Origin of the sequence: Sinomonas atrocyanea (assembly GCF_030812675.1) — a bacterium.
Taxonomy (GTDB): Bacteria; Actinomycetota; Actinomycetes; order Actinomycetales; family Micrococcaceae; genus Sinomonas; species Sinomonas atrocyanea_B.
On sequence record NZ_JAUSTE010000006.1, the window covers coordinates 116,575 to 136,133 of the forward strand.

Sequence of the window (19,559 nt, forward strand, 5' to 3'; positions counted from 1 at the left end):
CACAGTCCGGGTCGGGAGACTTCTCCATGAGCCGATGTTTGACCAGCGGGGCCCAGGGGAAACGGGAGGGCATGCGGCTCGGGGGCACTCCCCGCAGCCCGCGGCAAGGACCGGAGGGAAGGGGCACTCCAGCCCCCTCTCGCTTCCCAGAAGGAGAAAGCCATGGGTATCGGAGACAAGTTCGAGAACAAGGCCGAAGAGCTCAAGGGCAAGGCCAAGGAAGGCGCCGGCGAGGCCACGGACAACCCGGACCTCCAGGCCGAGGGCAAGGGCGACCAGGCGAAGGCCGGCGTCAAGCAGGCCGGCGAGCACATCAAGGATGCCGCCAAGGACATCACCGGCCACTGAGGCCCGCCCCACCGCCGAACGGTTCACCTCGCCCGACCGATCCGATGATCGGTCCAGAGAACATCGAGTCCCCCTCAGAAGGAGCTAATCCATGGGCATCATCGCGTTCCTCATCCTCGGCCTGATCGCCGGGGCGATCGCGAAGGCCATCCTCCCCGGCCGTCAGGGCGGGGGCATCCTCATCACCATGCTCTTGGGAGTCGTGGGTGCCCTCCTCGGAGGATGGATTGGAAGCGCGATCTTCGGCGTCGGGCTCGCCAACTTCTGGAGCCTGCAGACGTGGATCGTCGCGATCATCGGCTCGCTGGTCGTCCTGGGCATCTACGGCGCCATCACGCGCCGCAGGGCTTGAGGTCCAGTAGCCGACCCTCGACGGCGGCGGCTCGCCCATCCGGGCGGGCCGCCGCCGTCGTGCGTGCTGGGGCCACAGGACGCGATGAAAACAACATTGGGTGCATATTGGGCAACTTTCGGGCTAGGATGTGGGCGTGACACCCCACGAGACTGAGCTGACCGCAGAGACCCAGACCGCCCTCGAGCGCGCGGACGCCGCGCACCGGCACGAGGCGCTCTTCTCCGAACGGGCGCACAACATCCGGCAGTCGGCGGTGCGGGACGTCTTCGACATCTCGATCCGCCCGGGCCTCGTCTCCCTCGCGGGCGGATCCCCGAGCCTGACGCGCCTCCCGCTCGGCCTCGTCGCCGAGACCGCCCAGCGGGTCATCATGGACCACGGCATGGAGGCGCTGCACTACGGCGGCGGCAAGGGCACCCTCGCGCTGCGCGAGCTCATCTGCGAGATCATGGCCGAGGAGGGCATCCTCGGCGCCTCGCCCGAGGACGTCGTCGTGACCACGGGGTCGCAGTCCGCGCAGGACATCGCGGCGAAGGTGTTCTGCAACCCGGGAGACGTGGTGCTCGCCGAGGACCCCACCTACGTGGGGGCGCTGAACACCTTCGAGGCCTACCAGGTGCGCGTCGAGCCGGTCGGGATGGACGAGGACGGGCTCGTGCCCGAGCTCCTCGAGGCGCGCATCGCCGAGCTCGAGGCCGCCGGGGACACCATCAAGCTCCTCTACACGATCCCGAGCTTCAACAACCCCTCGGGCATCACCCTGGCCGCCGAGCGGCGCCAGCGGATCGTGGACATCTGCCGCGAGCACAACATCCTGGTCCTCGAGGACAACCCCTACGGCATGCTCCGCTTCGACGGGCGGCCGCTCGCCCCCCTGCGGGCCGACAACCCCGACGACGTCATCTACTGCGGCTCGTTCTCCAAGATCTTCTCCCCCGGGGTGCGGCTCGGCTGGGCGCTCGTCCCCAAGCACCTCTACCGGCGCTTCTACCTCGCCGCCGAGGCGGTGGTGCTGTGCCCGTCCATGCTCAACCAGATGCTCGTCACCGAGTTCTTCCGCAGCTTCGACTGGCGCGCCTACCTCGCCGAATCCCGCGCCGTCTACGCCGAGCGGTGCGCGGCCATGCTGCATGCGCTCGGCGAGCACTTCCCGTCCGAGGCGACGTGGACGACGCCGAGCGGCGGCTTCTTCGTCTGGGTGACCCTCCCCGAGGGGGTCGACACCTACCCCCTCCTCCACGAGGCGATCGACGCGGGCGTGGTATTCATCCCCGGCGCCGCGTTCACACCGTCGGACGCGCCGAGCAGCAGGCTCCGGCTCGCGTTCTCCGGCGTGGCACCGGAGCAGATCCGCGAGGGCGTGCGGCGCCTGGCCCCGGTGGTGCGGGCCGCCGTCGAGGCGAGCGCCCCGTAGCCTGCCCTCGCCGGGGCTCAGACCGCCGCGGGGAGAGGACTACCCGCCGATCGCGCGGAGGGCGTTCACCTGGCCCTTCCCGTAGAACGAGGTGGCTCCCGCGCCCCCCTGGCACACCTGGGGAGCGCCGCCGTCGAACGCGGGGAACGCGGCGTAGACCGACATGTCCGCCGGACACGGTGTGGAGTCCGCAGTGTTGGCGATCCTCGCCGCAACCGCTCCGGGGCTCGTCACGCCCGAGCTCACGATGAGCGCGGCGAGCCCAGCCACATGCGGCGAGGCCATCGAGGTCCCCTGCAGGTAGCAGTACGTCGCCCCCGAAGGGTCGACGACCGGGCGCAGGCATCCGCCCATGAGGGCCTTCGGCCACGTCGACAGCACCCGCCCGTTCGGGGCCGCGGCCGTGCGCTGCAGGATGGAGTCCCCGCCGGGGGCCGCGACGTCGACAACTCCGACGCCGTAGTTCGAGAAGAACGACTTGAGGCCGAGGCTGCCCGTGGCCGAGACCGTCACGACGCCAGGGACCTCGGCCGGCACGACGGCGCAGGCGTTGGTGATGTCGCGCGTCACGGGCGTGGTGTCATCCGGGCTCGTGGCGTCCTGGGTCGGATGGGCGAGGTCGTCGGACTGGTTGTCCGCGGCCGCGACCACCGTGACTCCCTGCTGCTCGGCGTAGCGGATGGCGCGCCGCTCGGCCTCCCAAATGGCCCTCTCGCCCGGATCGTTCTTGCAGTTGAAGAGCCACGGGTCAGCGAAGTAGCTGTTGTTCGTGACCTGGATGCCATGGTCAGCCGCCCACATGAACGCGCAGACGATCGCCTCCGGATAGAAGAGGCCCGCCGCGTTGCCGGCCTTGATGCCCGCGAGCTTCACGTTCGGGGCCATGCCCACAATGCCGATGCCGTTCCTGGCTGCCGCGAGCGTGCCGGCCGTATGGGTCCCGTGGCCGTTGTCGTCCAACCATGCGCTCGGCGCCGTGTTCTCGACGCCGCCCACGCACGAGGTTGAGCGCGAGAAGTCGACGTTCGGCGCGAGGTCCGGATGCGACCAGTCGAGTCCGGTGTCGATGTCGCCGACCACGACCGATGGGCTGCCGCCGTTGACCGCCCGCGCCTCGGGAGCATGGATCTGGTCCATGTCCCATTGCAGGGCGGAGAGGCTGTCCGACCCCGGTGCAGGGACCGGAGGAGCAACAGGGCCGGCCGCATCCCCGGCGGCCTCGGCCTGGAGCGCCACGCCGAACGCCGACGTGCCGGCGGCCGCGTCGACACTCGGGTCCACCGCCCGGAGCCTCGCAGGGAAGTCCGGCGCCGCCGAGCTCACCACGGCGACGCCGATGGCGCGGTAGTCCTTGACGAGCGTGCCGCCGGCCGATGCAATCGCGCTGAGGGAGGTGCCGGCGGCCTTCCCTCCGGCGGCGTAGAGCACGAGGTAGTTCTGGCCCCTCTGCGCCTGCTGGGTGGCGGGAGCCGTGGTCGCCGACTGGGCGGCCGCTGAGGCAGGGGAGGTGCCCGCGGCGAGGGCTGCGGGGACTGCCGCCGCGACCGAGAGCCCTACAGCGAGGCCCGCACAGGCCAGAGACCGTGCGAAGGTACGTGATCGCATCGTGTGCCTTTCGTCCCGCTGGAACGCCTGGGTGCGGGCGACGCTTCAGCCTGAACCTCCGCGACGAAGACTAGCGACGGGAGCTTCCGCAAGGGAAGAGTCCGCTGCCACTAGCGCACGTTATGCAGTCATGCCCCCGTCATGTCCGTTCATAGACCCACGGCAGGCGTGAGATCGTGAGCCGGTGGCGCCCGCTTCCGGCCGCCCGGGGGTCCCCGTACTGCGCGTCACCGGCCCAGAGGACCGCCTCGATCCTCCCCTCGCCGTCCACGAGCTGGTAGCTCGCGAACCGTGCCGCTGGCCGCGGCACACCCCCCAGGGCATCCTCGACCGAGCCGGCCCGGGCCAGGCCGTGCAGCGTGAGCCACGTCGGCGGGAACAGCACCATCTCCCCCGCCGCGTGCCGCTCGAGGGCCACGGCCGGCCGGAGCCACGCGGAGTCCACGTGCTCGTCGGCACTCAGCAGCATCTCCCCGCCCGGGTCGCGGGCGAGGAAGAACCATGTGGTGAGCCTCTTGGGCGCGCGGGCCGGCGGCACCCACCGGGAGAGCTCCACGAGGTGCGACTCCGCCAGGACCAGCCCGGTCTCCTCCCGGGTCTCCCGTACCGCGGCCCGACGTACGGCGGCCGGCGCGGCCGTGGAGGGGTCGTCGTCGTGCGCGGAGGGCTCCTCGGGATCGTCCGGGCGGGAATCCTCCGGGTCGACGCGGCCGCCGGGGAACGCCCAGGCGCCGCCGAAGGATCCGGCCACCGGCCTCTCGAGGAGCAGCACCTCCAGCCCCGCGTCCGCATCCCGCACCACGACGACGGTGGCCGCGCGCCCCACGATCGGTGAATCCATACCGCCACTGTAGGCCTACGCTGGAAGACGTGCCCCTCACCCGCCGTGCCTTCCTCCGCGCCTTCTCCGCCGCTGCCGTGCTCGCCCCCGCCGCCCCCGCGCTGGCAGGCTGCGCAGGGACCGAGGACGTGCCCGCGGTCCCGTTCGGTGCGAGGCTGCCCATCCCTCCGCTCGACCGGGGCACCGTGGAGACCTCGGGCGGCATCCCCGTGCGCACCTTCCGGCTCGCCCCGCAGGCGGGCACGCACGAGTACGTCCCCGGCAAGGCCGCCGAGTCGATGGGCTACAACGGCGCCCTCCTCGGCCCGACCCTGCGCGCGGCCCGCGGCGAGAAGGTCCGGGTCAGCATCGAGAACCGGCTCGCGGAGGCGACCACCGTGCACTTCCACGGGATGATGCTGCCCGCGGCGGCGGACGGGGGCCCGCACGCCATGATCGATCCGGGCGGTTCCGCGGCGCCGGAGTGGACCATCGACCAGCCCGCCGCCACCCTCTGGTACCACCCTCACCCGCACGGGAGCACCGAGAAGCAGGTGGGGCTCGGGCTGGCGGGCCTGTTCCTCCTCGACGAGGCGCAGGACGGCCCGGGCGCCTCGCTGCCGCACGAGTACGGCGTGGACGACATTCCGCTCATCGTCCAGGACCGACGCCTGGACGGCAGCGGCAAGGTCGCGTTCGACCCCTCGGGCAACTCGCTCGGCACGCTCGGCAACTCGATCGCCGCGAACGGCACCCTGGGGGCGGTGCTGCCCGCGACCACCCAGCGCGTGCGGCTGCGGATCCTCAACGCGAGCGCCGGCCGGTGGTTCAAGTTCGGCTTCGCGGACCACCGCCGCTTCCACATGGTGGCGTCCGACGGCGGGCTGCTCGCCGCGCCGCTCGAGCTCGACGCCGTGCAGCTCTCCCCCGCCGAACGGGCCGAGATCGTGGTGGAGCTCAGGCCCGGCGAGTCAGTGATGCTGCGCTCGTTCGCCCCGGACCTGGGCCGGGTGAGCCCGCCGGACGCGTTCGGCGGCGGCAGGGACTTCGATGTGGTGAGGCTCGACGCCGCGGCCAGCCTCGCGCCGTCGTCCCCCCTGCCAGCCGCGTTCGGCGCGCTGCCGGAGCCCGTGGACGCCCGCACCGCGACGTCGCGCTCGTTCACGTTCAGCGGGCGGCAGATCAACGGCCGGACCATGGACATGGAGCGGATCGACTTCACCGCTGCGCCGGGCGCGCCGGAGGTGTGGTTCGTGGACAACGTCAATCCCTACCAGCACAACGTCCATGTCCACGGGGTCCAGTTCCGGCTCCTGGACATCAACGGCGCGCCGCCGCCGCCCGAGCGGGCGGGGTGGAAGGACACCATCCCGCTGCTGCCCCGGGAGCGGAACCGGATCGCGTTCCGCATGCCCCGCTACGCGGACGCCGAGCACCCGTACATGTACCACTGCCACCTGCTCACCCACGAGGACCAGGGCATGATGGGGCAGTTCACGGTCGCGTCCTAGCGCGCGGCCCCCGCGTCCTAGCCTGCGGCGCCGCCCTCGACGGGCCGGGTACCCTCCGGGCCGGGTCCGGCCTCGGCGGCCTCGGCGGCCTCGGCGGCCTCAGAAGAGTCGATCGTGGCGAACTCGAACTCGTCCTCGCCGACCGCGGCGGCGATGTCCTCGGGCTTCATGGCGAGGCTCACCGCGTAGTAGAAGATCACGAGGCTGAAGCCGACCACGAAGAGGATGTCGACCCACTCTGGGAGGACGCTCAGCGACCCGGTCCCGTAGCGTCCCAGCAGTCCCAGGACGACGAGGCCGATCAGCCAGGGCCAGATCCACGAGGCCGCTCGCCAGTCGAGGTCCCGGCGGAAGCGCAGCGACTTGGAGCGGTGCAGCGCGATCTCGAAGATCACGCGGCCGATCAGGATCGCCGTGAGGATCTTCCAGATCGCCTCGAACCCGGACCAGTAGATGATGAGATTGGCCGAGACGAACCCAAACGGGGTCAGGACCTGCGGCCACGGCACCCGGTAGGGGTGCTCGCGGCCGGCGTGCTGGCGGATGAGCGCCTCGAGGGAGACCGGGGCGAAGGCATACATGATGGCCGTGGCGTCCGTGACGAGGCCCACGAGGGACTGCCAGCTCGGGAACGGCAGGAGGGCGATGAGGCCGATGACGAACGCGAGCAGGATCGATCCGAACGGCACCCCGCGCTTGCTGACGGATGTGAGCCAGGGCGGCAGGGCGTCGTCCTCCCCCAGCGCGTAGGAGATGCGGGCCGAGGTGCCGATGTACACGAGCCCGGTCCCGAACGGGGAGATGACCGCGTCGATCAGGAGCACGGTGGCGAGCCAGCCCGCGCCCGCGGCGAGCGCGAGGTCGTAGTACGGGCCGAAGGCGCCGGCGCCCAGCGGGTTGTCCCAGTTCGCGGCGACGTTGGCCGGGTTGATCGCGCCGATGAACGCTACCTCGAGCAGGATGTAGACCGCAGCCCCGATCAGCATGGCCGTGATGATGGCCCGGGCGACGTCCTTCTTCGGGTTCCTCGCCTCGCCCGCCATCTGCGCGGCCTGCTCGAAGCCCTGCAGGGCGAAGACGACACCGAGCGGGAGCGCGGCGAAGATCCCGTGGACCCCATGGGGCGCGAAGCCGCCCGCGCCCTGGCTGAAGTTCTGCGGGTGGAAGGTCAGGGCGATGATCACGACGATCGTCAGCACGGGCACGGCGGCCTTCCAGATGACCACGGCGATGTTGCTGTCGGAGAGCCACTTGGCCCCGAGCAGGTTCACCACCGTGAACACGGCCAGCGCCAGCACCGCGATGAGGAGGCCGACCGGGGTGAGCGTCGAGTCGGCGTTGACCAGATCGATGCCCTTCGCCCACGGTGCGCTCTCGAGGTAGGTGATCGCGCCCTCGACCTCGATCGGCGCGATGGTCACGGCCTGCAGGTAGCCCACCCAGCCTGCGGAGAACCCGGCGAGCGCACCGAAGGCGTAGAGGGGGTACCGCGCCGTCCCGCCGGCCACCGGGTAGGCGGCCCCGAGGTCCGCGTGGATCAGGGCGAGCACGATCAGCATGATTGCGGCGATGAGCCACGAGATGATCGAGGCCGGGCCCGCCGACTTCGCGGCGCCCAGGGCCCCGAGCAGCCAGCCCGAACCGATGATGGAGCCGAGCGAGACGAACATGAGTCCCCAGAAGCCGACCACGCGCTTGAGGGGATGCCCGCCGTGGGTAGGGGTGACGACGTCCTGAGCCATGGTGGCCGCCCTTTCCGGGTTGAAGCCTGCCGGGCCCTTCGGACCCGCCCCCAATGACTCCTAGAAGATAAGCCCGGCCGTGATCCGCGCGGAAGGGCTGATCCGCGCGCAATCGGCGATGTGCCCCGGGACCCGCCGCGAGCGCGTGGGGTAGGTTCGCTGCATGAGCCGCGTCGTCGTCATCGGTGCCACCGGGCACATCGGGTCCTACCTCGTGCCGCGCCTGGTGCGCGCGGGGCACGACGTCGTGGCGGTGAGCCGCGGAAGCCGGGAGCCCTACGTCGCCACCGCGGAGTGGGCGCTGGTGGAACGGGTCGCCGCGGACCGGGACGCCGAGGAGGCCGCCGGCACGTTCGGCCGCCGGATCGCCGAGCTGGGGGCAGATGCGGTGGTGGACCTCCTCTGCTTCACCCCCGACTCGGCGCAGCACCTCGTCGACGCCCTCCGTCCCGCCCGGCCCCTCCTGCTCCACTGCGGGAGCATCTGGGTCCACGGGCGCGCGCTTCGCGTCCCGGTCACCGAGGACGAGCCCCGCACGCCGTTCGGCCCCTACGGGACGGGCAAGGCCAACATCGAGGAGCTGCTGCACCGCGAGACGCGCATCGGCGGGGTGCCCGCGGTCGTGCTCCATCCCGGTCACATCTCCGGGCCCGGGTGGCCGGTCATCACGCCCGCCGGCAACCTCGACCCCGAGGTGTGGCGGCGTCTGGCCACCGGCGAGCCGCAGGCGCTGCCGGACCGGGGCCTCGGCATCCTGCACCACGTCCACGCCGACGACGTGGCGCAGGCCTTCGAGCTCGCGCTGCGCCGGCCCGGCGCGGTCGGCTCGAGCTTCCACGTGGTCTCCGCGCAGGCGATGACGCTGCACGGGCTCGCCGCCGGGGTTGCGGCCTGGTTCGGGCGCGAGCCCGTGCTCGAGTTCGTGGACCCCGCTGAGTTCGAGCGGCGGTACGGGGCCGAGCATGCCCGGGCCACGTACGAGCACACCGAGCGGAGCATCGCCGCGAGCACCGCCCGCGCCCGCGAGGTGCTCGGCTACGCGCCCCGCTATTCGTCGCTCGAGGCGCTCAAGGAGTCGCTGCGGTGGCTCGTGGACCACGGCCAGGTCGATGTGGGCGGCCAGTCGTTCTGACCGGCCAGTCGTTCTGAGGCCTGCGCCGGCAGGCCTGCGCCGTCGGGCCGTGCGCCGTCAGCGGCCCCACTGCGTGGGCGGCCCGACGACGAGCAGCGCGGAGACGATCGCGGCGACGGCCACGACCATGCCGGCACCGAGCGCGACGGGGTGGGCGAGGAGCATCCGCAGGGCCCGGCTCGAGAGCGTGTGGTCGCGGGGATCCTCGGTGGGCTCGCGGCGCCACGCGCCCTCGAGGTGGCCGCGGCGCTCGAGCCGGCGGTCGAACGGGTAGGTCGCGTACGGCACCACGGCTGTGGCGACCGCGGTCGCGATGCGGGCCAGCGGCCAGCGCTGGTTGACGCCCACGAGCGCGGCCGTCACTGCGTAGGAGACGAACACGATGCCGTGCACCATGCCCGCCACCTGCACGGGCCAGTCGCCGAGGGCGACGGCATACTTGAGCACCATCCCGAGGATCAGCAGGGTCCAGGTGGCCATCTCGGCCAGGGCGAGCGCCCGGTAGAGGGAGCGGGGGGTGGAGGCGCGCGGCCGGTCCAGGGTCTTCATCGTGGTCACCCGACCATCCTCGCCCACGCGCACGACGGCGCGCCTCCACCTTTCGGTTGATCCTCGCCCCGGGCGCGCCCTCCCGCGCGGGGCGCCTCTCAGTAGCCGGCGGCGGCGTCCACGAGGCCCTCGAGCTCAGCACCGGCCGAGTACCGGCGCAGGTTCTCGGCGAGGCGCTCCCCGAGCAGCGGACGGATCATCTCGAGGGTGTCCGCGGCGTGGGGGGTGATGAGCGCGTGCGGCTCGTCCCAGAGCGGATGGCCGTCGGGAAGGGGCTCGGGATCCGTGACGTCGAGCGCCGCGCCGGCGATCGTCCCGGACCGGAGCGCCGCCACCACCGCATCGGTGTCGACCAGGCCGCCGCGGGCGATGTTCACGAGGACCGCTGTGGGCTTCATGAGGGCGAGCTCCGGGGCACCGATGAGCTTGGAGGTGTCCGCGGTGAGGGCTGCGGCGACGACCACGACGTCGGCCTCCAGCAGCAGCTCGGCAAGGTGGGCGGGCGTCGTCGTGCTCCTGGCCCCCGGGACCGAGGCGCGGGTGCGGCGTACCACGTCGACCTCCATGTCGAACACCCGGAAGAGGCGCAGGATCTCCAGGCCCACGCCGCCGGCGCCGATCACGAGGGCGCGCATCCCGTGCAGGGAGGTGCCGGTGGCCGGGCCCCACGAGCGGGCGCGGGCCCGTTCGGGCAGGTGGCGCAGCAGCGCGAGGGAGAGGGCGAGGGCATGCTCGGCGACGGGCTTGGCGTAGGCGCCCTTGGCGCTGGTCCACACCTTCCCGGGGTGCGCGGCGAGGGCGTCCGCGTAGGCCTCGATCCCGGCCGAGGGCAGCTGGACCCAGCGGATCGAGGGCGTGCCGTCGAGCACGGCGAGGAGGTCGTGCTTCGGGTTGCCGTGGTCGAGGGCGAGGACCTCCGGCTCCCCGTCGAGCCCGACGAGGGTGCCCCCTCCCGCCTCGATCGCCTCGGTCATGAACGGCAGCAGCTCGCCGTGGACGGCGACGCGGAGGGGCGCGGACGGGGTCTGTGTGGTCATAGGGCCAGACTAGCGGCGCCTACGATCGTGGAGTGCACCGCTTCGCGATCGTCCTGCCCCTGGCGCCCATGGCCGTCGGCGAGCGGTACGCGGTGCGGGACTGGCCCCTGCACATCACGGTGATGCCCGTCTTCACGACCTGGGCGAGTGCGGCGCAGCTCGCGGCGGACATGGGCGCGGTGGCCGGGCGGACGGCCCCGATCACGGCCGTGGCCGGCCCGGGGGAACTGTTCGGCCCGCGGCACGACACGCCGGTGGCCCTCGTCGACTCGCCCGAGGTCCGGGCCCTCCACCGAGACCTCGTGGAGGCGCTGGAGCTCCACGTGCCGACGTTCCGCCGCCCCGACTTCGCCGGCGACGGCTACCGCGCCCACATCACCGCGACCCGGCGCGGCTCCGCGGACGAGGGGCAGCCGCTGCACCTGGGCCAGCTCGCGCTCGTGGACATGGAGCCCGAGCCGGGCCAGGGGCGGCCGCTCGTGGTGGCGGTCGCGGGGCTCGCCCCGCGGGGGACGCGCGCCTGAGGGGCGTTCCCCGAGGCTAGCGTGCCGCGTGGAGGGAGCCCTGCGCCCGCTCGGCCATAGCGCGGAAGACCTCGGTGGCCTGCTGCGCGGCCGGGCTGAGGCGGCGGCCGGCGAGCTGGGCCAGCAGGATCCTCCGGGTGGGCGAGTTCTCGATCGGCACGATCGAGATGTCGGGCCGCAGAGCGCTGAGCGCGAGCCGGGGGGCCAGGGCGATCCCGATCCCCGCCGCGACCATGCCCTGCGTCTCGTTGTAGTCGTTGGCGGCCAGCGCGATGCGGGGTTCGAAGCCCGCCCCGCGGCAGAGGCGGCTGAGCACGTCCGCCACGGGGTGCTCGTCGCGGACCACCCACTCCTGGTCGCGCAGGCGGCCCACGCGCACGGGGCCGCCGCTGGCGAGGGCATGCTCGCGGGGCACCAGGAGCACGGTGGGATCATCCATGAGCGGCGTGATCGCCAGGTCCTCGTCCTTGATGCGCTCCCACGGGTAGTCCCACAGGAGCGCCAGCTCGATGTCCCGGCGTTTGAGCCGCTCGATGAGCCCGTCGCGCCGGGCGCTCGCCACCGTGACGGCGACCCCTGGATGGCGCGCACGGAAGGCGAGCACGACGTCGGGCATCAGCGAGGCCCCGACTGTGGGGAAGGTGCCCAGCCGCAGCTGTCCCCGTCGCAGGCCGGCGAACTCGCCCATCTCGGCGTGGGCCGCCTCGATCGTCCTGTCGATCTCGTCCGCGTAGCGCAGCAGCGCCGTGCCCGCCTCGGTCAGGACGACGCCCCGGGGGTGCCGCTCCACGAGCGCCACCCCCATCTCACGCTCGAGCTTGGAGATCTGCTGGGAGACCGCGGACGTCGTGAAGGACAGGGCCGCCGCGGCCGAGGTCAAGGAGCCCAGGCGCCCCACTTCCCGCAGGAGATGGAGCCGCCGCAGGTCGAGATCAGCCATGCCCCGAGTTTAGCAAGAGTAGAGGGATGTCTACTTTTCTGCGATTGTGCTGAACCTTCGCTGCCTCGATCGTAGAAGGAGCAGGCGCTGTGAGGCGCACCACCAAGCGTGAAGGAGAGGACCGTGCAACTCCGCGGCCATTGGTATCGAGGCGGCACGAGCAAGTGCTGGCTCTTCGACGCCCAGGACGTGGCCCGGCACGCCGGCACCCCGGAAGAGGTGCTCCACCTGCTGGCCGACGCGTTCGGTGCGGCGGACGCCCGGCAGCTCGACGGCGTCGGCGGGGGCACCTCGACCACCTCGAAGGCCGCCGTTATCACCGCGACCCCGGACGGCCCAGCGGACCTCGACTACCTCTTCGCGCAGGTCGGGATCGGCGACTCCACCGTCGAGCTGGGGTCCAACTGCGGCAACTGCGCGACCGCCATCGCCCTCTACGCCGTCCAGTCCGGCATCGTCGCCGCGCAGGAGGGCACCACCCGCGTGAGGATGCGGAACCTCAACACCGGAGCCGTGCTCACGGGGACGATCGCGACGCCCGGCCGCCACGTCCCGACCTCGGGGCGGGCCACGGTGCCCGGCAGCAGCGCCCTCGGAGTCCCCGTGAGCCTGTCCTTCCACTCGCCGTGGGGCGGGACCACCGGCAGCGTGCTGCCGACCGGGAGGCCGGCCGACGCGCTCGCCGTGGGACGGGCCATGCTGAACGTGACGATGGTGGACGCCGGCGCGCCCGCGGCCCTCCTCCGCGCCGACGAGCTGGGGATCGACCTGTCCTCCATGGACGCCGGCCTCGGCGCGCACCTCCCCCAGCTCATCTCCGTCCGGGCCGCCGCCGGCCTGGCGATGGGCCTGAGGAAGCCCGAGGAACCGCCGCAGAACGCCATCCCCAAGATCGGGGTCGTGGCGCCCGCGGCGGACTACACCGCGGCCGACGGCACCCTCGTCGCGGCCGAGAGCCACGACCTGCGCGTGCGCATGCTCTCGATGCTCGCACCGCACCCCGCCATCGGCCTGACCTCCGCGGTCGCGGTCTCCCTCGCTGCCGCGGTGCCCGGCTCGGTGGTGGCCGGCGCGCTGCCCCCGGCCCACACCGGGCGGCTGCTGCGCCTCGGCACACCCGCCGGCGTCATCACCGCCGAGGTCGTCACCGACCGCTCGGGCGCGGTCAGCGAAGTCGCCCTCCACCGGGCGGCCCGCCAGCTCGCCGTCGCCGACATCGACGTCGCGCGCCCCATGGCCCAGACGGCCTGACCACCATCCCCCCGGCCCTGCCGTCAGCTGCAGGCCCCACCCAGGAAGACGTTCAATGAAGATCAAGTCCATCCTCGGACACCTCTATGTCCAAGTCCTCGTCGGCGTAGCACTCGGCATCCTGGTCGGCGCCCTCTGGCCGGACCTCGGGTCCTCGCTCCAGCCCCTCGGCGACGGCTTCGTCAAGCTCGTGAAGTTCCTCATCGCCCCGATCGTCTTCTGCACGATCGTCAGCGGCATCACCTCCCTGACGGACACCAAGAAGGTCGGCCCGACCCTGCTGCGCTCGCTCGGCCTCTTCTACACGCTCACGGCCCTGGCGCTCGCCCTCGGCCTCGGCGCGGTCCTCCTCTTCCAGCCCGGGGCCGGGATGCACATCGACCCGGCCCACCTGAACGCGTCCGTCGCGTCGAAGTACACGAGCCAGCTGCCCAGCAGCAACCCGGCTGACTTCCTGCTGAACATCATCCCCGCCACCCTCGTGGGGGCGTTCGCCAACGGCGAGGTCCTGCCCGTGCTCCTGGTCGCCCTCCTGTGCGGCTTCGCGTTCACCAAGCTCGGCGCACCGGGCAAGCTCGCCCTCGACGTCGTCAACAGCTTCAACAAGCTCCTGTTCGTCGTCTTCGGCTACGTCATGAAGGTCGCCCCCATCGGCGCCTTCGGCGCCATGGCCTTCACCGTCGGCAAGTACGGCGCGCACTCCATCGGCAACCTCGGGATGCTGATCCTGGCCTTCTACGCAGCCTGCATCGCCTTCGTCATCATCGGCCTGGGCTTCCTCGCCAAGGTCACCGGATTCAGCCTCTGGCGGCTCCTGCGCTACTTCAAGGACGAGTTCCTGATTGTCCTCGCGACCTCCTCGAGCGAGCCCGTGCTGCCGCGCCTGCTCGCCAAGCTCGAGCGGATCGGCTGCGAGCGCGGCGTCGTCGGGCTTGTCGTCCCTACCGGCTACTCCTTCAACCTCACCGGCACCGCCGTGTACCTCACGCTCGCCTCGATGTTCATTGCGCAGGCCTGCGACATCCACCTCAGCTGGGGCCAGATCCTCCTCATGCTCGGCATGATGCTGCTGACCTCCAAGGGCGCAGCCGGAGTCAGCGGCAGCGGCTTCGTCGCCCTCGTCGCCACCCTGACCGTCATGCCCACCCTCCCGGTCGCGGGCGTCGCCCTGATCGTCGGGATCGACCGCTTCATGAGCGAGGCACGCGCGCTCACCAGCACCGCCTGCAACATCGTCTCCTGCATCGCCGTCGCCCGCTGGGAGAAGGCCCTGGACACGGACGTCCTCCGGGCCGAGCTGACCTCCGGCTTCGTCGCCACCGAGACCGAGAAGCAGGCCCTCGCCGCCGCCGTCCCCGCCCACTGACCCGGGAAAGCCTCCCGGCGCCGGCTCGCGCAGCTCGCAACACGCACCCCGAAGGTCGGGGGAGCCGCCGCCGGGACACCACCCATCCGAGCACGAAGGACAGAACCATGGCGCCCACAGCGCTCGATGACATCGGGAGCCTCGAGCTCGAGACCTTCGAGGAAGACCTCTGCACCGGCGGCCCCCAGGCCGGGGCCTGCATCTACTGCTCCGGACCGGAAACCGACTGATCACGTGGCCCGATCCCTCGGACCCCGCCGCTACGCAGCGGCGGGGTCCGAGGCGCGCCGGTGGACCTCGTACTCCTCGAACTCGATGATGCGGCGCTCGCCCGCCGCCGATTCAGCCCAGAAGAGGCCCATGCTCGGATGGATCTCCAGCACACGTCCGGCGAAGTGCCACACGCCGCCAACTCGGGCCTCGATGTCCATGCCGGGGCTGAGCTCCCTGCACGTCCTGACGCGTCCCGCTCCCACACCGTGTGCCGTAGCCATCACTGCCTCCGCTGTCATCGTGGCCTCCGCTCGTCGACGCCTCCGCGGTGCCTATACCCCGTCGGGGTCCGGATTATGCGACGGGTCTGCCCGCGGCGCCGGTCCGCTCCGCACCAGGGCCCGGGTGATCCTCGGCTCCAGCCAGAATACCAGCAGCGTCACCGGGACCCACGCCCAGCTGACCCACTCGGTGACCGCGTCCGCCGCCTCGTGATGGGCGTTGGGCATTCCAGCGCCCTCGGCCGCGAGCTGCAGCGGGGCTCCCGCCGCGATGCAGAGCGACAGGCCGACGGTCCCGGCGAAGGCGGCCCGCACGAAGACGGCCTGCAGGGTCGGGGCCCCTTCGCGGGGGCGGTGGTACGCCAGGAGGACCAGCAGGAAGGCGATTCCCAGGACCACCGAGAGGAAGGTCCAGTCGCCGGGCTGGGCGAAGAAGGCCGCGCCCGCCGCCACGATGGCCGTGGTCAGGGCGCCCGTGTCGACCGCACCCGCCCCGAGGGCGCCATGAGCCCTGTCGTCCGCACCGGCAGCTGTCATCCCGCCATTGTGCGCAGGCGCAGCGGCTGCGGTGAAGACGCGGGCCGCGTCCCGGGCCTACGCCGCGGCGCTCTCGGCGGCTGACGCGGCGTGGCGCCCGAGCGCCTCGGCCAGCCCCGCGGCGTCGTGCGCCCCGGCGAAGGCCTCGGTGCCCGGCTCGAGGGCGCGGCCGGCGGCGAGCGGGCCGGCGTCGACCGCGTCGTAGCCGAGCGCGTCGACGAAGGCGAGCACGCGCTCGCGGGCGGAGGCGTCGTCCCCGGCGACCGCGAGCGCGCGGCGCCCGGCGGCACCAGCGGGTCGGCCGTCCGCCTCGAGCTCGTGGTAGCCGATGTGGTTGAGCGTCTTGACCACGTGCGATGCGGCGAGGAAGTCCTGGACCACCTCGGAGGAGCCGCGGCCGCCCAGCTCGGGCATGGCGCCGTCGGTCGGCTCCCAGTAGTTCATGGCATCGATGACCACGCGGCCGGCGAGCGCGGCCCGGTCGAGCGTGCGGTACTTGTGCAGCGGGAGGGCGAGGACCACGAGGTCGGCCTGGGCCGCCTCCGCGGCCGTCACCGCCATCGCCCCGGGGGTGATGATCTCCACGATCAGGGCGATGTCCTCGACCGGCTTCGCGGTGGCGATCCGCACCTCGTACCCGGCCTTGAGGGCCTCCCGGGCCACGGCGGTTCCGACGCGGCCCGCCCCGAGGATGCCGATGCTCCTGCCGCCCTGCCCCATGGTGATGTGCTCCCGTCGATTTTGTGGACTCGTCAACTACCTTGCTGAGTCAACGCCGTCGGCCCCCGCCGCATTCCCTCGCGCGGTTTGCGGCAGCACGAGCGGGTAGTGGTGATGGATACGGGGACGCAGAGCCGAAGGAAGGACAGGACAGTGAAGCGGCGAGTGACCGTCCATGAGCACCGGCAGGAATGGATCCGCAGGCAGAGGGATGAGAGGGAATCCGCCCAGGGCAGCCAGCCCTCGCGGCGTGGCCCGTCCCGCCAGGACCAAGAGGACACGGACTCCGGGCGCGACCGACGCGCAGCCTAGCCTTTCCCGCGCCGTAGGATCCCGGCATGGAATTCGTGGTGCTCTACACCCTCCGCGGCGGTGCCGACCGGGAGCGGGTCCTCGGGGCCTACCCGCGGCACAAGGCCTACTACGAGGCCTTCAGGGCCGACGGCGGCGGCCTCCTCGCGCTCGGCCCCTTCCTGACGCCGGACCCGGCGGCCGGCTCGATGGGGATCTTCAGCTCACGCCAGGACGCCGAACGGTTCATCGCCGGCGACCCGTTCGTGCTCGAGGGCCTGGCCGAGCCGCGCGTGCTCGAGTGGAACGCCGTCCGGTTCGACTAGCCCCCGTGCAGCGGCGCGCCGTCGTGCGCCGGAGCAGGCCCGGGCCGCTCCGGGGAGGTGCGTCAGAACGTCGCGGCGTCGATGACGAAGCGGTAGCGGACGTCGGAGGCGAGGACCCGCTCGTAGGCCTCGTTGATCTGCTCCGCGGGGATGAGCTCGATGTCCGCGCCGAAGCCGTGCTCGGCGCAGAAGTCCAGCATCTCCTGGGTCTCGCGGATGCCGCCGATCATCGACCCGGCGAGGGTCTTGCCGCCGCCGATCAGGCTGAAGGCGTTGACCGCGAGGGACTCCGGCGGGGCGCCGACGCTGACCATGGTGCCGCCCGCGGCGAGGAGGCCGAGGTAGGCGTTGAGGTCGATCGGGGCGCTGACGGTGTTGAGGATGACGTCGAACGTGCCCGCGAGCTTCTCGAACGTCTCGGGATCGGACGTGGCGTAGTAGTGGTCCGCACCGAGCCGGAGCCCGTCCTCCTTCTTCTTGAGCGACTGCGAGAGCACGGTGACCTCGGCGCCCATGGCGTGGGCGATCTTGACGCCCATGTGGCCGAGGCCGCCCAGGCCCACCACGGCCACCTTCTTGCCGGGGCCAGCGCCCCAGCGGTTCAGCGGCGAGTAGGTGGTGATGCCCGCGCACAGGAGCGGGGTCGCGACGTCGAGGTCGAGGCCGTCGGGGATCCGCAGGACGAAGTCCTCGGTCACCACCACGTGGGTCGAGTAGCCGCCCTGGGTGATGGTGCCGTCGCGGTCCACGGCACCGTAGGTGCCGACGTTGCCCTCGAGGCAGTACTGCTCGTTGCCCTTCTGGCAGTTCACGCAGTGGCCGCACGAGTTGACCATGCAGCCCACGCCGACGCGGTCGCCGACGGAGTGCTTGGTCACCTCGCTGCCGACCTCGGTGACGATGCCGGCGATCTCGTGGCCGGGCGTGAGCGGGTACTGCTGGGGGCCCCAGTCCCCGCGGACGGTGTGGATGTCGGAGTGGCAGATGCCCGCGTACTTGATCTCGATGAGGACGTCCTGCGGGCCAAGCTCGCGGCGCTCGATGGTGGTCTTGACGAGCGGCTCTGCGGGGCCCGGTGCTGCGTAGGCGTTGACGGTGGGCATGGTGACTCCAATCCGTTGGGTGTTGAGTCTGCTTGATGCGGCAAACATCGCCCAGCATCCTACGCTACCGAGGAGTACAGTCGCATCATCCAGCGCGCTGCGAGGAGGCCGGCATGGCTGTTCCGGACCGCTTCGGGCTGCTGCCTGCGGAGCCGCTGCTGCTCACCACGGAGGAGACGCGCCTCCTGTGGGCGTTCGTGCACGGCGACATCATGGACGCCGCGGTGCGGTCCTGGCTGCGCGCCTCGCTGGGCTTCTGCCCCCGGCACACCTGGGCGTACGCGGTGGTGGAGATCGAGCTGTGGGAGGCGGGGGTCGGCGGCCGCGGCGGCCACCAGCCCTTCGACGTGTGCGTGCTGTACGAGGACCTCTCCCGCACCCTGTCCGACCGGCTGGGCAGGCCCCGTGGCTGGGGGCGCCGCGCCGAGGCCGCCCTCGTGCCCTCGCGCCGCTGCTACCTCTGCTCCCAGCTCGCGGGGACTCCGCGGGAGGGGTTCGCCCTGGGGTACGCGAATTCGAACAGCGCAGCGCTCGCGGCGGAGGCGAACCTCCTGCGCCACACCCGCCGCTGGTGCGCGGCGACGGCCGAGGAGTGGCTCCCCTCCGCCTGCCCGGACTGCCTCGGCGGTCCGGTCTCCGGCGCGGACGACGGCGGCGTGCCCCTGTGCCGCTTCCACCTCGCCGAGGCGGTGCGTGCCGGGGCGGAGGACGAGGCCGCGACCGCAGCGCGGCTGGCCGATGCCAGGGAGCGGCTCGCGTCGATCGCCCAGCGCCTCGCCGCGCTCGCGCGCTCGATGACCGCTGCGGGTGCGGCCGCCGATGCGCGGACGGAGGCGAGCTGGATCGAGGCGCTGGGCTTCTTCGGCGGCTGGCAGTTCCCCGCCTACCTCGCCGGCATCCCTGCAAGCGGCGCGCCCTGAGGCGCGTCGGCCGCGTCAGCCGCGTCAGCCGCCCAGGGACGCGGCCCACGCGTCGATGCGGGCCTTCACCTCGTCGTCGGAGAGGTCCTCGACCCGGGTCATGACGGACCAGCGGATCCCGAACGGGTCGCGGATGCTCGCGAAACGGTCCCCCGAGACGAAGTCCGTGGCGGGCTCCCGCACCGTCGCCCCGCCGGCCACGGCACGCTCCAGGGCCTCATCGACATCCGGGACGTAGACGGCCAGCGAGTAGCAGTCGTCGTCCCCCGCCGGCGGGAGCACGAGGTGGTACTGCGGGTTCGCGTCGCCGAGCTCAAGCCGGCCGCTGGGGAAGTCGAGGACGGCGTGCGCCACGAGGGGCCTGCCGTCGGGGCCGGGCATGTCCGTCCGGGAGAGGAGCCGGGCACCGAACACGGCCTCGTAGAAGCCGATCGCCGCCTCGGCGCCGTCGACCACGATGAACGGCGTCAGCGAGGTCGAGCCGCGCGGCATCCCGTTGACGGTGTGCTCGCCGTTGGCGGCGCGGCTGCGCGAGGCGGCGGGGGTCTCTTCTGTCTCTTCGCTCATGCGGCCA

General features: G+C 72.2%; 22 protein-coding genes. 11 read left to right on the forward strand and 11 right to left on the reverse strand.

The window, feature by feature from the left end; genetic code table 11:
* The first annotated feature begins 162 nt into the window (after window positions 1–162).
* From J2W20_RS10450 to J2W20_RS10460, 3 genes are all read left to right on the forward strand, one after another.
* Window positions 163–348, forward strand: a complete 186-nt coding sequence (locus J2W20_RS10450; RefSeq protein WP_307006508.1) for a CsbD family protein — start codon at window positions 163–165, stop codon at window positions 346–348.
* 91 nt (window positions 349–439) lie between these two features.
* Window positions 440–700 carry a GlsB/YeaQ/YmgE family stress response membrane protein gene (locus J2W20_RS10455; protein ID WP_307006510.1) on the forward strand — a complete coding sequence of 87 codons (261 nt, stop codon included), beginning with the start codon at window positions 440–442 and terminating at the stop codon, window positions 698–700.
* 136 nt (window positions 701–836) lie between these two features.
* A complete protein-coding gene (locus J2W20_RS10460; RefSeq protein WP_307006511.1) occupies window positions 837–2,117 on the forward strand; it encodes an aminotransferase-like domain-containing protein in 1,281 nt (426 codons plus the stop codon).
* A 39-nt stretch (window positions 2,118–2,156) separates the two neighbouring features.
* Here J2W20_RS10460 and J2W20_RS10465 read toward each other — a convergent pair whose 3' ends face one another.
* Together J2W20_RS10465 and J2W20_RS10470 are read right to left on the reverse strand one after the other, a co-directional pair.
* A complete protein-coding gene (locus tag J2W20_RS10465) occupies window positions 2,157–3,722 on the reverse strand; it encodes a S8 family serine peptidase (RefSeq protein ID WP_307006512.1) in 1,566 nt (521 codons plus the stop codon).
* 139 nt (window positions 3,723–3,861) lie between these two features.
* The gene (locus tag J2W20_RS10470) at window positions 3,862–4,563 is read right to left on the reverse strand and encodes an NUDIX hydrolase (protein WP_307006513.1); all 702 of its coding nucleotides are present in this window, start codon (window positions 4,561–4,563) and stop codon (window positions 3,862–3,864) included.
* Between the two features lie 29 nt (window positions 4,564–4,592).
* Between J2W20_RS10470 and J2W20_RS10475 the strand changes: the two genes are divergently transcribed.
* Window positions 4,593–6,053 carry a multicopper oxidase family protein gene (locus J2W20_RS10475; protein WP_307006514.1) on the forward strand — a complete coding sequence of 487 codons (1,461 nt, stop codon included), beginning with the start codon at window positions 4,593–4,595 and terminating at the stop codon, window positions 6,051–6,053.
* Window positions 6,054–6,070: 17 nt separating this feature from the next.
* On the opposite strand, the gene J2W20_RS10480 is transcribed toward J2W20_RS10475, so the two are convergent.
* On the reverse strand, window positions 6,071–7,795 hold the full coding sequence (locus tag J2W20_RS10480) for an APC family permease (protein WP_307006515.1): 1,725 nt from the start codon (window positions 7,793–7,795) through the stop codon (window positions 6,071–6,073).
* A gap of 163 nt (window positions 7,796–7,958) precedes the next feature.
* Between J2W20_RS10480 and J2W20_RS10485 the strand changes: the two genes are divergently transcribed.
* Window positions 7,959–8,927 carry an NAD-dependent epimerase/dehydratase family protein gene (locus J2W20_RS10485; RefSeq protein ID WP_307006516.1) on the forward strand — a complete coding sequence of 323 codons (969 nt, stop codon included), beginning with the start codon at window positions 7,959–7,961 and terminating at the stop codon, window positions 8,925–8,927.
* 57 nt (window positions 8,928–8,984) lie between these two features.
* On the opposite strand, the gene J2W20_RS10490 is transcribed toward J2W20_RS10485, so the two are convergent.
* Together J2W20_RS10490 and J2W20_RS10495 are read right to left on the reverse strand one after the other, a co-directional pair.
* Window positions 8,985–9,476: a DUF3817 domain-containing protein gene (locus J2W20_RS10490; RefSeq protein ID WP_307006620.1), complete on the reverse strand. Its 492-nt coding sequence runs from the start codon at window positions 9,474–9,476 to the stop codon at window positions 8,985–8,987.
* 98 nt (window positions 9,477–9,574) lie between these two features.
* The gene (locus J2W20_RS10495; protein WP_307006517.1) at window positions 9,575–10,513 is read right to left on the reverse strand and encodes an NAD(P)-dependent oxidoreductase; all 939 of its coding nucleotides are present in this window, start codon (window positions 10,511–10,513) and stop codon (window positions 9,575–9,577) included.
* A 32-nt stretch (window positions 10,514–10,545) separates the two neighbouring features.
* On the opposite strand from J2W20_RS10495, the gene J2W20_RS10500 reads away from it, so the two are divergent.
* Window positions 10,546–11,037 carry a 2'-5' RNA ligase family protein gene (locus J2W20_RS10500; RefSeq protein WP_307006518.1) on the forward strand — a complete coding sequence of 164 codons (492 nt, stop codon included), beginning with the start codon at window positions 10,546–10,548 and terminating at the stop codon, window positions 11,035–11,037.
* Window positions 11,038–11,053: 16 nt separating this feature from the next.
* On the opposite strand, the gene J2W20_RS10505 is transcribed toward J2W20_RS10500, so the two are convergent.
* A complete protein-coding gene (locus J2W20_RS10505) occupies window positions 11,054–11,977 on the reverse strand; it encodes a LysR family transcriptional regulator (protein ID WP_307006519.1) in 924 nt (307 codons plus the stop codon).
* A gap of 123 nt (window positions 11,978–12,100) precedes the next feature.
* On the opposite strand from J2W20_RS10505, the gene J2W20_RS10510 reads away from it, so the two are divergent.
* From J2W20_RS10510 to J2W20_RS10520, 3 genes are all read left to right on the forward strand, one after another.
* Window positions 12,101–13,228: a PrpF domain-containing protein gene (locus J2W20_RS10510; protein ID WP_307006520.1), complete on the forward strand. Its 1,128-nt coding sequence runs from the start codon at window positions 12,101–12,103 to the stop codon at window positions 13,226–13,228.
* A gap of 55 nt (window positions 13,229–13,283) precedes the next feature.
* A complete protein-coding gene (gene dctA / locus J2W20_RS10515) occupies window positions 13,284–14,594 on the forward strand; it encodes a C4-dicarboxylate transporter DctA (RefSeq protein WP_307006521.1) in 1,311 nt (436 codons plus the stop codon).
* 107 nt (window positions 14,595–14,701) lie between these two features.
* The gene (locus J2W20_RS10520; protein ID WP_307006522.1) at window positions 14,702–14,824 is read left to right on the forward strand and encodes a hypothetical protein; all 123 of its coding nucleotides are present in this window, start codon (window positions 14,702–14,704) and stop codon (window positions 14,822–14,824) included.
* Window positions 14,825–14,854: 30 nt separating this feature from the next.
* Here the strand turns inward: J2W20_RS10520 and J2W20_RS10525 are convergent, their stop codons facing one another.
* The 3 genes from J2W20_RS10525 to J2W20_RS10535 are packed head-to-tail and all read right to left on the reverse strand — an operon-like array spanning window position 14,855 to window position 16,345.
* Window positions 14,855–15,088, reverse strand: a complete 234-nt coding sequence (locus tag J2W20_RS10525; RefSeq protein WP_307006523.1) for a hypothetical protein — start codon at window positions 15,086–15,088, stop codon at window positions 14,855–14,857.
* 51 nt (window positions 15,089–15,139) lie between these two features.
* Window positions 15,140–15,625, reverse strand: coding sequence for a hypothetical protein (locus J2W20_RS10530; RefSeq protein ID WP_307006524.1), 486 nt, complete (start codon window positions 15,623–15,625; stop codon window positions 15,140–15,142).
* 57 nt (window positions 15,626–15,682) lie between these two features.
* Entirely contained in the window at window positions 15,683–16,345 is a 663-nt protein-coding gene (locus J2W20_RS10535; RefSeq protein ID WP_307006525.1) for an NADPH-dependent F420 reductase, read from the reverse strand.
* 338 nt (window positions 16,346–16,683) lie between these two features.
* Between J2W20_RS10535 and J2W20_RS10540 the strand changes: the two genes are divergently transcribed.
* A complete protein-coding gene (locus J2W20_RS10540; protein ID WP_307006526.1) occupies window positions 16,684–16,962 on the forward strand; it encodes a YciI family protein in 279 nt (92 codons plus the stop codon).
* Between the two features lie 62 nt (window positions 16,963–17,024).
* Here the strand turns inward: J2W20_RS10540 and J2W20_RS10545 are convergent, their stop codons facing one another.
* Window positions 17,025–18,065, reverse strand: a complete 1,041-nt coding sequence (locus tag J2W20_RS10545) for an NAD(P)-dependent alcohol dehydrogenase (RefSeq protein ID WP_307006527.1) — start codon at window positions 18,063–18,065, stop codon at window positions 17,025–17,027.
* A gap of 113 nt (window positions 18,066–18,178) precedes the next feature.
* On the opposite strand from J2W20_RS10545, the gene J2W20_RS10550 reads away from it, so the two are divergent.
* The gene (locus J2W20_RS10550) at window positions 18,179–18,985 is read left to right on the forward strand and encodes a hypothetical protein (protein ID WP_307006528.1); all 807 of its coding nucleotides are present in this window, start codon (window positions 18,179–18,181) and stop codon (window positions 18,983–18,985) included.
* A gap of 24 nt (window positions 18,986–19,009) precedes the next feature.
* Here J2W20_RS10550 and J2W20_RS10555 read toward each other — a convergent pair whose 3' ends face one another.
* Entirely contained in the window at window positions 19,010–19,552 is a 543-nt protein-coding gene (locus J2W20_RS10555) for a VOC family protein (RefSeq protein ID WP_307006530.1), read from the reverse strand.
* Window positions 19,553–19,559 lie beyond the last annotated feature (7 nt).